Origin of the sequence: Paracoccus angustae, from assembly GCF_042648745.1 — a bacterium.
GTDB classification, from domain to species: domain Bacteria; phylum Pseudomonadota; class Alphaproteobacteria; order Rhodobacterales; family Rhodobacteraceae; genus Paracoccus; species Paracoccus angustae.
The window spans coordinates 22,389-35,837 of record NZ_JBHRXY010000008.1; the positions used below are offsets into that span (position 1 = coordinate 22,389).

Annotated in this window: 11 protein-coding genes and 1 riboswitch; of the genes, 6 read left to right on the plus strand and 5 right to left on the minus strand. The window is 67.3% G+C overall.

Going from position 1 to position 13,449, the window contains the following annotated elements:
• Window positions 1-63 precede the first annotated feature (63 nt).
• Both ACFOM8_RS11540 and ACFOM8_RS11545 read right to left on the minus strand, forming a co-directional pair.
• The gene (locus ACFOM8_RS11540; protein WP_377761492.1) at window positions 64-765 is read right to left on the minus strand and encodes a CbtA family protein; all 702 of its coding nucleotides are present in this window, start codon (window positions 763-765) and stop codon (window positions 64-66) included.
• Between the two features lie 4 nt (window positions 766-769).
• The gene (locus ACFOM8_RS11545; RefSeq protein ID WP_377761493.1) at window positions 770-940 is read right to left on the minus strand and encodes a CbtB domain-containing protein; all 171 of its coding nucleotides are present in this window, start codon (window positions 938-940) and stop codon (window positions 770-772) included.
• A gap of 36 nt (window positions 941-976) precedes the next feature.
• A riboswitch (cobalamin riboswitch) is annotated at window positions 977-1,179 on the minus strand.
• Window positions 1,180-2,216: 1,037 nt separating this feature from the next.
• Here ACFOM8_RS11545 and pepD point away from each other — a divergent pair.
• The 6 genes from pepD to ACFOM8_RS11575 all read left to right on the plus strand — a co-directional run bounded on the left by pepD (window position 2,217) and on the right by ACFOM8_RS11575 (window position 9,865).
• The gene (pepD, locus tag ACFOM8_RS11550; RefSeq protein ID WP_377761494.1) at window positions 2,217-3,725 is read left to right on the plus strand and encodes a beta-Ala-His dipeptidase; all 1,509 of its coding nucleotides are present in this window, start codon (window positions 2,217-2,219) and stop codon (window positions 3,723-3,725) included.
• Window positions 3,726-3,780: 55 nt separating this feature from the next.
• A complete protein-coding gene (locus ACFOM8_RS11555; protein ID WP_377761495.1) occupies window positions 3,781-5,019 on the plus strand; it encodes an epoxide hydrolase family protein in 1,239 nt (412 codons plus the stop codon).
• A gap of 64 nt (window positions 5,020-5,083) precedes the next feature.
• Entirely contained in the window at window positions 5,084-6,232 is a 1,149-nt protein-coding gene (locus ACFOM8_RS11560) for a sugar ABC transporter substrate-binding protein (protein ID WP_377761496.1), read from the plus strand.
• Window positions 6,233-6,390: 158 nt separating this feature from the next.
• A complete protein-coding gene (locus ACFOM8_RS11565; RefSeq protein WP_377761497.1) occupies window positions 6,391-7,341 on the plus strand; it encodes an ABC transporter permease in 951 nt (316 codons plus the stop codon).
• Window positions 7,338-8,861, plus strand: a complete 1,524-nt coding sequence (locus ACFOM8_RS11570) for a sugar ABC transporter ATP-binding protein (RefSeq protein ID WP_377761498.1) — start codon at window positions 7,338-7,340, stop codon at window positions 8,859-8,861. The genes ACFOM8_RS11565 and ACFOM8_RS11570 overlap by 4 nt, the downstream gene beginning before the upstream one ends.
• Window positions 8,858-9,865 carry an ABC transporter permease gene (locus tag ACFOM8_RS11575; protein ID WP_377761499.1) on the plus strand — a complete coding sequence of 336 codons (1,008 nt, stop codon included), beginning with the start codon at window positions 8,858-8,860 and terminating at the stop codon, window positions 9,863-9,865. The genes ACFOM8_RS11570 and ACFOM8_RS11575 overlap by 4 nt, the downstream gene beginning before the upstream one ends.
• Window positions 9,866-9,928: 63 nt before the next feature.
• On the opposite strand, the gene lipA is transcribed toward ACFOM8_RS11575, so the two are convergent.
• From lipA to ACFOM8_RS11590, 3 genes are all read right to left on the minus strand, one after another.
• Window positions 9,929-10,867, minus strand: a complete 939-nt coding sequence (gene lipA, locus ACFOM8_RS11580; protein ID WP_377761500.1) for a lipoyl synthase — start codon at window positions 10,865-10,867, stop codon at window positions 9,929-9,931.
• The gene (locus ACFOM8_RS11585) at window positions 10,852-12,348 is read right to left on the minus strand and encodes an FGGY family carbohydrate kinase (RefSeq protein WP_377761501.1); all 1,497 of its coding nucleotides are present in this window, start codon (window positions 12,346-12,348) and stop codon (window positions 10,852-10,854) included. Before ACFOM8_RS11585 ends, lipA begins: the two co-directional genes overlap by 16 nt.
• 112 nt (window positions 12,349-12,460) lie before the next feature.
• A complete protein-coding gene (locus ACFOM8_RS11590; protein WP_377761502.1) occupies window positions 12,461-13,426 on the minus strand; it encodes a sugar-binding transcriptional regulator in 966 nt (321 codons plus the stop codon).
• Window positions 13,427-13,449: the final 23 nt, after the last annotated feature.

Sequence of the window (13,449 nt, forward strand, 5' to 3'; positions counted from 1 at the left end):
CTCAGAAGAAGCGGGCACGGCCGCAAGGCCGCGCCCGCTGGACTGTCGCCAGTCGTCCCGCGGTCAGGCGGGCTGCCCTAGGGCCATGGTCCGACTTTCGCGCGCCCAGAAACAGCCCGCGAAGGCCCCCAGCATCACCCAGGCCGCCATGCCGACGCCATAGGCCCGTGCCGCGAAAAGGGCGCCGATCTCGGTCGGGACCGGCCCGGTGAAGGTTTCGGGTTCGGGCGCGCCGATCACATGCGGCGCAAGAAGCAGGACGACTGCCGCGCCCCACGCGGCCCAGCTTGTGCCGAAGGCGATCAGCCACAGCGCGATTCCGGCGGCCAGAACGGTCGCGAACCACCAGATCTGCCGATCATGGACATCCGCCGCGGCCACGCCCGGCACCTCGGGGGCCAGGGTGAAGCCCGGCGCGAACTGCACGGCGACGAAACCCGCGAGACCCCAGATCAGCCCTGTCCGCGCGTCGATGCGGGCGCCGCGATCCTGCGCCAGGGCCATCAGCGGCAGCATGACAAGGGCGTAGCCGCAATAGACGAGCATGGTGAAGATCACGCTCAGCCCGTCGCGCACGGGATCGACCCCGCCAAGATCCTGCACTGCGGGAACTGCCGTTTCCGCCCCGAAATGCACGAGCTGGCCGCTTTCATAAAGTTCGGCGTGAAGCAGCACGGGCTGCACGAAATAAAGCTGCAACAGGGCGGCAATCAGCCCTGCGGCAGCGCCAGCGAACAAGGCGCTGGTCAGAAGGCGCGTGAACATCGCCCTAGTGACACGGAAAGCCGGTGGCGTGCCGCACGTCATGGGCGGCGTCGTGCAGCGTTTCGGCCTGCACGTGGCCGGTCACAAAGACGATCGCCAGCCCGATAAGGGCGACGGCAAGGGCCGGGGCAAAGCCGATCCTGTCCCGCCTGGCGGCTGCGCTGTGCGTGGTCATGGTCCTACCTCCTTGTCTTCACACCCGAAGACGTTGTGGTTGCTCGCATGACCGGCAGGTCTCCTGGCTCGCGGTTCGCCGCCCTGGCTGGCCTTCCCGGATCGCTCCAGTGGCATCGTCAGCCGGACTCGCCGCTTACAGTTGCGGGGACAGCCGCGGATTCGGTGCTGCCGCACCCCACCGCGTTCCCTCTTGCCTCCAAGCCGCAAGGGCGTGGAACCGATCATGCCGACTTGATGCCTGAAGGAAAGCACACCGTCAATGCGGAACGCTGATGGAGCAGACGGTCGATCGGTTTGCTTCATATCGCGGCGATGCGCATCGGCCACGTTCTGGCAGACCACCAGGTTGTCGCGGCAGGGGCTGCTTTCGCAAAAACGGCTGGCGGATGCCGTGCTGACCCGGAGAGGCTTTCCGAAGGAGCCCGATCCCCTTCAGAGCCGTTAAATCGAGACCCCGGTAAGGTTTGCCGATCGGCTGCTTCCTTGCCCCCGAATGGCAGACCGGCGCCGGGACCGAGGCTCGTCTTCGGTCTCCTTTGTGGCGGCTGCCGTGCTTGCGCGCCAGCCACTCTCCATCGCCTATGAGCCTGGTCCCGGCGCTGTCGACCAGCGGGTTGGGCGGTCTCGGCGCAGGGCGGTCGGATACATCGGCCATCGAAGATCCTTGCCGCCGGCTCGGGATGGAAAAGTCCGGCATCGAGCAGGTGAGTCCTGCCATGTCCAGGATGCAGGACACCATGCCCGTGCTTTACCGAGGCGGCAGACCAAACAGAACCTTCCCCATCAGGCAAAACTGGACTGCTGCATCGGAGAACGCCGGCGGGCGTCCCGGGCGGCTAGGCCTCTCGGCGAGCACTCCATATCCCTGTCAAGCCGGATCAGGAGCGATCCGCGCTGCTTCGGGGCATCATCGAGGGATTTCCATTGCATCGGGCGGTCGCGGACAGGTCCGGACTTCGTGATGCGAACAGGATTAATCTACAGCAGCCCTTGCGTGAACTCTCGCTGGGGCAAGCGCCGCAGCGATGCCGAAACCGTAACGCTTCTGAACCATCTTTCGGCAAAAACCCCGCGATCTTAGCTAAATACCTTCTTCTCAGTGCCGCTGAACAAATGCTTTGCCAGCCCGATCCGGGTTGTGGTATAAATGACTTGAGCATGAACAAATGCTTCATTAAGGCGCTGCGGCACCGCCAAGGCCGGGAGGGGGAGGAGCCCTGCCGGCATTGCCTCGCTGGGGGAAGCCGCTTGGCGCATGACAGGGAGGAGCGGAAGTGGACGTTGATTTGCAGGAGGAACGCGTCGACCATGCGGCGTCGTCCGGCGTGCTGGCCGAGGTCGAGCCGCGCGACGTCATGGCATTCTTCGAGGCGCTGAGCGCACGGCATCGCTGCTCGCGGCACGAAAAGGATGCGGCCGATTACGTGGCGGATTTCGCGGCGGCACGAAAGCTGGTGTGCCATCGCGACGAGTTGCAGAACATCATCGTCAAGAAGCCCGGCACCCCCGGGTATGAAGACGCGCCCGCCGTGATCCTGCACGGCCACCTGGACATGGTCTGCAAGACCGACGAGGGCGTCAGCCACGACTTCACCAAGGGGGTCACGCTGAAGCTGGACGGAGACCGGATCCGCGCCGAGGGCACGACGCTGGGGGCCGACAACGGTTTGGGCATCGCCTACATGCTGGCCCTGCTGGACAGCGACGACATCCCTCATCCGCCTCTGGAATGCGTGATGACCGCGATGGAGGAAATGGGCAAGGTCGGCGGCGACGGCGTCGATCTGTCGTTGCTGTCGGGCAAGCGGATGATCGACTTTAACTGGATCGAGGAGAACCAATTGCTGGCCGGCTGCTCGGGCGACGTGTCCTGCCGGATCGACGTGGATGCGGATTGGACCGCACCCGCCGCCGGCTTCGAGACCTGGGCGCTGCGGATCGGCGGCCTGCGCGGCGGGCATTGTGAATTCGACATCCATTTCGAACGCGCCAACGCCATTGTCGCCCTGGGCCGCCTGCTGCGCCGCGCGGCGGGGCAGGGCGGGGTCGAGATCGCCCGCCTGTCGGGCGGCGTCCAGAACAACGTCATTCCCGCCGAGGCCGCCGCACTGATCCGCATCGAGCACGGCAGGATCGAGGCCGTGCGCCACGCCGTGGAAACGCTGGCCGAGGAGCTGAAGGCCGAGTTCCGGCTGGCCGATCCCGACATGCGCATCACCTTGGCGCGGTCCGACACCCCGGTCGCACGGGTCTTTTCGCCGGCCGCCGCCAAGCGGCTGCTGGGCGTGATGCTGCTGCTGCCGGACGGGATCCAGACCCAGAACCTCGAGGTCGCCGGCAACTGGGAAACCTCGAACAACATCGGCCTGATGGTCACCACCCACAAGGGGGTCGAGATCACCTCGACCATCACCAGCGCCGTCACGTCTCGCAAGCATGCGGTCCTGGACCGGCTGATGCTGATCGCCGAACTGGCGGGGGACGGGGTTCGCGCCAAGCAGATCGGGCTTGATGCGCCCGAGTTTCCCTGGAACCCCGGGTCGCGGATGCTGGACATCGCCAAGGAAAGCTACGCCCGCGTGATGGGCCGCAAGCCCGAGGTGCTGGTCTCGGTTTGCAGCCTGGAACTGGGCATGTTCACGCAGCGCATCCCCGGGCTGGACACGATCGGCATCGGCACGAACCTTTATGACCTGCACTCGCCCAAGGAGAGCATGGATCACGCCTCGGTCGCGCGGGTCTGGCCGCTCATCAAGGACGTGATGCGCTCCCTGCGCGACTGACCTTTGCCCGGTTCTTCATTGCAAGTTGACCCCCGTTTGACAGGGAGGATGCCCCATGGCCCTCGACGACCGCATGACCTGCTTCGAAATCCACATCCCGGACGAGCAGCTGGACGACATGATGGCGCGGCTGAAGCGCACGCGCTTTCCCGACGATTTCGCCAACGACGACTGGCGTTACGGCTACAACACCGCCTATCACCGCGAGTTGGTCGATTACTGGATCAACGATTATGACTGGCGCGACGTCGAACGCCGCATGAACCAGTTGCCGCAGTTCCGCATCGAGCTGATGGGCGTGCCGCTGCACGTGATCCATGTGCGCGGCAAGGGTCCGAACCCGATGCCGCTGCTGCTGCATCACGGCTGGCCCTGGACCTTCTGGGATCTGCGCAAGGTCATCGGCCCGCTGACCGACCCCGAGGCCCATGGCGGCCGGGCCGAGGACAGTTTCGATGTCGTGCTGATCTCGCTGCCCGGATACGGATTCAGCTCGCCCCTGCGCGAAACGGGCTGGAACTTCTGGCGCACGGCGGATCTGGAAAACGCGCTGATGACCAGGATCCTCGGCTATCCGCGCTATGCGACGGCCGGAGGGGACTGGGGCGCGCTGATCGCCCAGCAGCACGGCCACAAATACGAGCGCGACGTGATCGGGGTTTACACGCATTTCCCCGCCCAGATGAGCCATTACCTGCCCAGCCATCCCGACCAGCCCGCGGGCGTCGCCTTTGACCCGGCTTTGGGTCTGCCGGCGGCCAGCGAATACAGCCCGGACGAGGCTGGCTGGTTCGAACGCGGCAAGCTGTTCGTCGAACGCGAGAGCGGCTATGGCGAATTGCAGCTGACCAAGCCGCAGACCCTGGCCGCCCTGGTCGCGGACAGCCCGGCGGGCCAATTGGCCTGGATCACCGAAAAGCGGTATTTCTGGGGCCTGGCCGAGCGCGGCGAGGGCACCGCCGCCTTTGAGAAGGTCTGGCCCAAGGAGGATCTGGTCACCACGGCCGCGGTTTACTTCCTGACCGGCACCGGCGGCACGTCGTGCCGCTATTACTGGGAATGCCGGGGCAACCCCTGGCGGCCCAGCCATGACCGCTTTCCGGTTGTGGGCGTTCCCACCGCCGTTTCGATCTATCCCGGCGAGATCTACAAGCCGCCGCTGACCTGGACGCAGAAATACTTCAACCTCAAGCAATACCGCGTCCACGGCTCGGGCGGGCATTTCGCGCCCCTGGAAGAGCCGGGGATCTATGTCGACGACATCCGCAGCTTCTTCGCGACGCTGCGCGACTGACCCTTCCCCCGCGACGGCCCCCCCCCCCTTTGAGAACCAACAGGACGACCAACAGGAGAATGACATGCGTGACAAGAAAACCGACCTGCCGCAAAGCCGCGTGCGCCGCGCCCCCGGCATGACCGCCATGGCCGCCGTTCTGGCGGCGGGGCTGGGCCTCGGGGCCGCCTCGGCGCAGGAGCTGTCGCCCGACGAATGGGTGATGGTGGTGTCGGTCATCAACACCACCAACCCCTACATGATCTCGAACATCGAGGGTGCGCAGGCGCTGGCCGATCATCTGGGCCTGCCGCTGGAGATCGTGAATTCGAACAATTCGTCGCAGGAAGGGATCTCGAACATCATGGCGATCCTGGCCAGCGGGAAAAAGCCGATCATGTTCGTGAACACCGTGTCCTCGTCGGACGCGCCCACCATCGTGGACGCCGTGGGCCGGGCGGGCGGCTATGTGACGATCTGGTGGAACAAGCCCGACGACTACAAGCCGTGGAACGTGGGCGATCACTTCGTGGCCTTCCAAAAGCATCCGGGCGTGTCCTCGGGACGCTGCGGCGCGCAAGCCATCGCCGGCGCCTTGAACGGCGAAGGCGAAGTCGTTCTGCTGCCGGGCGTCCAGGACAGCACCACCAGCCAGACCCGCGTCGCGGGCTTCCGCGCCGAGATCGCCGAGAACTTTCCCAACATCGCCATCCTCGAGGAGCGTCCCTCGAACTGGGATCCGCAGATCGCGGCGCGCAACGCCCAGGACCTGATCGTGAAATACGGCGACCAGATCGACGCCGTCTGGAGCGCGGACGACGCCATGCAGATCGGCGCCATGCAGGCTTTCGAAAACGCGGGCCTGCTGGATCGGGTCAAGTTCGCGTCGGACGGGCTTTATCCCAAGACGCTGGAGGACATCCAGTCGGGCCGCGGCGACAACGCCATCGTCGGCGAAACCTTTCATCGCGGCTACATGGCCTCGGCGGTCGGCCTTTACACCGCCTATCTGGCGGCCAAGGGCGAGGTCGTCCCGAGCGCGCTGCCCGAGAACAAGCGCGAAAGCCTGTTCGACCTGAGCTGCGTGACGCCCGACAACATCGGCGACTATCTGCAATACGACGAACCCGGGGCACCGGCCGCCTTTGTCGACCGCCTTGTCGAAAGCGGTCCCTGGGACGCCGCGCCCATGCCGCTGGTCGGCGGGGGCGTCGAGGCCCTTCCCGAAAGCTGATGCGCCGATCGGGCCGGGGCGCGCCCCCGGCCCGGAGCCATTTCCACATCCGAGGTAGAGCGATGTCCAGTCTTGCCCGACATCGGGTTCCCGATGGTCCCCCCCGGTCCGCCGGCCCTGCGCGCTGGCGTGCCCCCCTTGCGCGCTGGCGCGCCGCCATGCGTCATGCGCCGATGGGCATGATCCTGTCCATCGTCGCGCTGGCGATGATCTTCACCTGGGCCAATCCGCGCTTCGGCAGCGTCGAAAACTTGCAGAACCTGCTTTATCAGGCCGCGGTTCCCCTGATCGTGGTTGTCGGCACGACCATGGTGATCCAGATGGGCTCGATCGATCTGTCGGTGCAGGGCGTCATGGGGGCCTCGGGCATGGCTTGGATCCTGATGTCGCCGAACAGCCGTGTGGCGGTGGATTTCGGTCCCTGGGCCTGGGTCGCGGCCCTGGCCCTCGGCCTGGGGCTGGGCCTTCTGGCGGGGATCGTCCATGCGCGGCTGAAGGTGCCGTCCTTTGTCGTGACGCTGGGAACCTGGTATATCGGCCTGGGGATCGGCGTTCTTCTTTACGGCAACGGCATGCTGCCCAGCCTGACCGACGAGACGCTGGCCCGCTGGCCGACCCGGCTGACGTTCGGCGTGCCGAACGCCTTCTGGCTGGCGGCCGCGGCGCTGGGCCTGGGGCTTCTGGTGATGAACCACACGCGTCTGGGGCGCGGCATCCTGGCCATCGGCAACAACGAAACGATCGCGGCCGCGATGGGCCTGCCGGTCGCCTCGATCAAGGTCATGGCCTTTGCCGTCGCGGGGCTGCTCAGCGCGCTGGCAGGCATACTGGCGACGATGCAGCTGGGGTCGGGCTCGCCCGACATTGGGTCGGGACAGCTGTTCACCGTCATCCCGGCGGCGGTGATCGCGGGCACCGCCCTCAGCGGCGGCGAGGGCGGCGTCATCCGCTCGGCCCTGGGGGTGTTCTTGCTGATCCTGCTGAACAACGGGCTGGTTCTGGCCGGGATCGATCCCGATTACCAATCGGGCATCTTCGGCGCGATCCTGGTTGTTGCCATCATCGCGGTGTCCTGGCCCCTGCGCGGGCGGCTGAAGGTGGCGAAATGACCGATATGCATCCCCCTGTCCTGAAGCTGTCGCATGTCTGCCGGTCCTTCGGTCCGGTCAAGGCCGTGAACGACGTGTCGCTGGAAATCCGCCGCGGCGAGGTCGTGGGCCTGATCGGGGAAAACGGCGCCGGCAAATCCACCCTGCTGAAGATCCTGGCCGGGATCGAGCAGCCCGACCGCGGCGAGATGCGGCTGAACGGCCGCCCCGTCCAGTTCCGCGGCCCGCGCGACGCGCTGCGGGCCGGGGTCGGGGTGGTGCATCAGGAACAGTCGCTGTTCACCAATCTGACCATCGCCGAGAACATCGACCAGCACAGTTCCGCCCGCAGCGGCTTGGAACGCGCCGGGCTTCAGGATTGGGGCCGCATCAACCGCGAGGCGGCCCGCGCGCTGGCCAAGATCGGCGTGCGTCTCAGCCCGACGACCCGGGTGGGCGATCTGTCCTTTATCGACCGCCAGATGGTCGAGATCGCCCGCGCGGTCTGCATCGATCCGGGCCAGGGGGCGACGCCGCTGGTCATCCTGGACGAGCCGACCGCCGTTCTCGAGGCCGCCGAGACCGAGATCCTCGAGCGCGAGATCCGCAAGCTGCGCGATTTCGCCAGCGTGATCTTCGTTTCGCACCGCCTGGACGAGATCATGCGCATCTGCGACCGCGTGATCGTCATGCGCAGCGGCCGGCTGGCCAGCGACAAGCCGATCGCGGAGGTCACCAAGGACGACCTGTTCCGCGCCATGGCCGACGGCGATCACCAGCCGGTCGCCGGACGCCGCAGCCCCCCGGCCGGACCCCCGGCGCTCGAGGCGCGCGGACTTGGCCGCGCAGGCGCGTTCGGCGGCATCTCGTTCTCGGTCCGGCCGGGGCAGGTTCTGGCGCTGGTCGGATCGAACGGGTCGGGCTGCGAGGCGCTGATGCGCTGCCTTTACGGCGCCGAGACGGTGGACGAGGGCCAGATCCTGGTGGGCGGCCAGGCCGTGCGCCGCTGGTCGATCCGCAAAGCGGTGGCGGCGGGGCTGGCCTATGTCCCGGCCGAGCGCAAGACCGAGGGCATGATCGCGGGCCTTGCCGCGACCCGCAACATCGCGCTGACCCATCCGGGCGAGGGCGCGGCCGGTCCCTTTCTGCGTCCCCGACGCATGGCGCGGGTCGCGCAGGGCTGGTTCGATCGGCTGGAGGTGCGCCCCAACGACATCCACGCGCCGCTGATCCAGTTCTCGGGCGGCAATCAGCAAAAGGTCGTGCTGGCCAAATGGCTGAACGCCCCGGCGTTGAAGGTGCTGCTGCTGGACCACCCGCTGCGCGGCCTGGATGTCGGCGCGGGGGCGATCGTGAACCGCCAGATCCGCGCCGCCTGCGCCGCGGGCGCCGCCGTCGTGCTGATCCCCGACACCATCGAGGAGGCGCTGGAACTGGCCGACGACATCCTTGTCCTGCGCGACGGCAGGCACTCCGCGCGCCACGACCTTGCCGGTGGTGGCGTTCCCTCCATCCATCAGATCGTGGCGGAAATGGTATGACCGATCACAGCGAGCTTTTCATGAACCGCACCATCTCGGGCCTGGCGATTGGCGGGCGCCTGTCGCGGCTGGCTTCCTGGCACGTCGTCGCCCCGTCCCTGGTCTTTGCGGCGATGCTGGGGGCGGTCTGGTTGCTGAACCCGAACTATCTCAGCCCCTTCGGGATCTCGATCGTGGCGGCGACGGCGGCACCGATCCTGCTGCTGGCGCTGGGGCAGTCGATCGTGCTGAATGTCGGTTCGATCGACCTGTCGAACGCGGCGGCCAGCCTGCTGAGCACGATCCTGCTGGCGATGATCCTGCCCGGCCTCGGCGTTTGGGGCATCCTGGCGATCCTGGCGCTGGTCACGGCGATCGGCGCGGTCAACGGGGCCATCGCGGCCTATGCGCAGGTTCCCTCCTTTGCGCTGACGCTGGGCACGCTGGGCGTGTTGCAGACGGCGGCGCTGGTCACCAGCGGTTCCCAGACGATCTATCTGGGCGAGAACCGGGAACTGGTCTCGGCGCTCTATACCACGAATGTCGGCTTTGTGCCGCTGACCTTCTGGCTGGCGGTGGCGCTGGCGCTGGTCTGCTGGGCGGCGCTGCAATTCACCCGCGCCGGGCAGTCGATGACCGCGATGGGCAAGAACGAGACCGCCGCCATCCTGTCCGGCGTGCCGGTGCGCGGGCTGCGGATCGCAACCTTTGCCGTTTCGGGCTTTCTGGGCGGCGTGGCGGGACTGGCGATCCTGGCGCAGGCGGGCTCGGCCTCGGCCAGCGGCATCGGCAGCGCGCTCCTGCTGCCCGGGATCGCCGCCGCGCTGGTCGGCGGAACCTCGATCTCGGGCGGTCAGACGAACCCGCTGAACGTGGTCTTCGGCGCGCTGACCGTGGCCTTCGTGCCGGTGGCGATCCAGGCGCTGGGCGTGGGCGCGCAGTCGCAAAGCCTGGTTTATGGCCTGTTCATCATCCTGGTCGTCGCCCTGACCACCACCCGCAGCCGCGGCATCGTCATCAAGTGACATCGCGGCCATGGAAAAAGGCCCGCCGCAGGCGATGCGGCGGGTCTTCGCTTGGGCGATGGTTCAGCCGCGCGCGGCCCTCAGCCGCCGGAAATCCGCGCTCGCGTGATGGCTGGACCGGGTCAAAGGGCTGGCCGAGACGACCAGAAACCCCTTGCCGAGCGCCGCCCGCCCGTAGCCGGCGAATTCCTCGGGCGTGACGTAGCGACTGATCGCGTGGTGGCGCGGGGTCGGCTGGAGATATTGCCCGATGGTCAGGAAATCGACATCCGCCGCGCGCATGTCGTCCATCACTTGCAGGATCTGGGGCCGCGTCTCTCCTAGCCCGACCATCAGGCCGGACTTGGTGAAGATGCGGGGTTCCAATTCCTTGGCGCGCTGCAAGAGCCGCAGCGAATGGAAATAGCGCGCCCCTGGCCGCACCTCGGCGTAAAGGCCGGGCACGGTCTCGAGGTTGTGGTTGAAGACATCGGGGCGCGCGGCGATCACCGTTTCCAGCGCCTCGGGGCCGCATTTCAGAAAATCGGGCACCAGCACCTCGATCGTGGTGCCGGGGGCGCGATGGCGGATGGCGCGGATGGTCTGGGCGAAATGCCCGGCCCCGCCATCCTCCAGGTCGTCGCGGTCCACGCTGGTGACGACGACGTGATCCAGGCCCAGCCTGGCCACCGCATCCGCCACGCGGCCCGGTTCGAACGGATCCAGCGCATCGGGCCGTCCCGTTGCCACGTTGCAGAAGGTGCAGCCGCGCGTGCAGATCTGGCCCATGATCATCATGGTGGCGTGGCCCTGGCTCCAGCATTCGCCCAGATTCGGACATCCGGCCTCCTGGCAGACGGTTGTCAGGCCGTGGCTTGCCACGATGTCCCGGGTCTGGGCCAGCCGGTCGCTGCTGCGCAGCGCGACGCGGATCCAGTCGGGGCGCGGCGGCGGAGGGGCCGAGGGCGTGCGGCGCGCCTTTTCGGGATGGCGCTGGTCCGGGATGGTCAGGTCACGGGGCATGGCAGCTTTTCTCGCGGCATGTGGCAGAGATCGCGGTTCGGGCTGTGCCACAGATGGCGCGCGGACTCGACGATCTCCTGGTAATGGGCAAAGCCCGCCTCGTGCAGGGCGGCGCGCTCGCGGCGGGGCTCGATCACACCCTCGGGTCGGGTCCAAAGGTCGCGGTCATACGCGATGCCGACCACGTCCATCGCCACCATCGCGGCCCCCCGGGCGCCGACCTCGGGCCTGCGGGCGATGCAAAGCGGGCGCTGCAACGCGTCGGCCACCATCCGCGACCAGGTGATGGAATTGGACCCGCCGCCGCAAACCGACAGCGTGCCGGTCAGGCCCGCCGCCTCGATGCATTGCCGGGCGGCATAGGCAACCGATTCGCAGACCGAACGGACCAGGTCCGCCCGCGTCGTCGCGGTGGACAGCCCCGCCAGCTGGCCGCGCGCGCGCACGTCCACAAAGGGCGCGCGCTCGCCCGTGGCCGAGAAAAAGGGCAGGGCGGTCACCCCGCGCGATCCGGGGCTGCTTTCTGCCAGCAGCGCGTCGACATCCTTGTGTGACGCGCCGACCAGCGACAGAACCCAGTCCAGCGTGGCCGTTCCCACCGTCGCGGGCATCGAACGGATCCAGCGGTCGTTCTGCGGCATGCAGAGGGTCATCCCCACGGCGGGCCCCGACGTGTCGACGCGGTCCACCAGCACCTCGCAGGCAAGGGTGGTGCCGATGATGATCAGCCCGTCGCCGGGCCGCTGCACGCCCGCGCCGATGGGGCAGGCGACCAGGTCGAAGGGTCCGGCATGGACCGGAATGCCCGCGGGCAGGCCGATCAGCGCGGCCCCTTCCAAATTCAGCGCAAAGGCCTGGCCCGGCGCGCGCATCACCGGCGCCAGCAGATGTTCGCAATGCTCCAGCCCCAGCATCCGCAGGATTTCGGGGTCGTAATCGCGCGCAACCACATCCAGGAAGGGCAGGGAGGCATCCGAGGCGTCCGTCACCCGCGCGCCCGTCAGGCGTTGCAGAATGCCGTCCTTGAGATAGCTTGCGGTATGCGCCCGGGCCAGCCGGTCGGGGGCGGCGGCGCTTATCGCGGCCATCAGGGGCGCGTGGCTGCCCGGAAAGATGGCGTTGCCGTTGCGGCGGAAGACGGCCTCGAAGACGCCGCGGTCGATCCAGTCCTGAAGATAGGGGTTGCCGCGGTCGTCCAGCCAGGACACCGCCGGCCCGCAACCGCGCCCGTCCCGGTCCAGAAGCCACAGCCCGTCGCTCTGCCCGGTGATGCCGATGGCTTTCGGGGCCGGCCGTCCCGCGCAGGCCTCGGCCACGACCTCGCCGACGGCCGTGACGATCTCTTCGAAATCCTGCTCCATCCGGCCTTGCCCGCAGGCTGTCGGGCTGCTGCGCCGTGCCGCGACGGCGATGCAGTCCCCGTCCGGTCCGAACAATGCGGCCTTGACCATCGACGTGCCAAGGTCGATCCCCAGAATCATAACTCCTCCTTGCGCGCGCCGGCCCGGCATGCGCCGCGCGCAGGCCGGGATTCGCACGTCCTACTCGCTCCCCCCGAAAATGAAACATATGTTCATAATTGTTGCAAGTGGTTCATTGGCTGCCGTGCCGATGCTTCTGGTGCAGCAGCGCCATCGCCACCTGCTCGTCGGTGATCAGATGCGTGGCATAGCCGCCGCGCAGGCTTGCCAGGATCGCCTCTTGCTTGGATCTGCCCCCCGCGATCAGCAGCCGTTCGGGGATGTTGCGCAGATCGTTAAGCGACAGCCCGATCGGATTGATCGTCGAGGGCAGGGGCACCGGGTTGCCGTGGGCGTCCGTCCAGCGGCAGGCGATGTCGGCAACCGCGCCCTGATCCTCCAGAAAGGCCTTCTCGGTCGGGTTGACATAGCCCAGCTTGAGCATCGTCGCCTCTTCTGAAAGCGAGCCGACGCTGAACACTACCAGCGAGGCGCGGCGCGCCATGTCCACGGCCTCGTTCAGCCCCGGATCGCTCATCAGGCCGGCGGCTGTCTCGGCGTTTCGGACATAGACGGGCGCATAAAGCGCGCGCGCCGGGGCGCCGAAGAACTGCCCGACCAGTTCCGCGACCTCGTAGGGGTTGGTGCCCTGGTCCGCGTTGTGCAGCCCGCCGATCAGGGCGACGATCTTCATTCCGGGCACGGAGACTTCGCCGCTGAGGGAATCGGCCATCGCCCGCAGGGTCGAGCCCCAGCTGACGGCGACGATGGAATCCTTGCGCGCCATCTCTTGCAGGGCCTCGGCCGCGACCTGGCCCAGCCAGCGCCGCTGCATGGTGGGATCGTCCGCAACCGGCACGACGCGGACCTTGCGCAGGCCATAGGCCGCTTCGAGGTCGCGCTCGAGTTCGAAGGTTTCGGAGGAAACACCCAGCGAGATCGTGACAAGCCCGCTCTGGCGCGCCCGCTGCAAAAGGCGGATCACGGTGCTGCGGCTGACGCCCAGCTTGTCGGCGATCTGGCTCTGGGTCTGTTCCTCGACATAATAGAGCCAGGCGGCGCGGGCCAGGTCGGTTGCCTTGCGATCAAGGTCTTTCATCCAGAAGCTCCGGTTTTGAACTG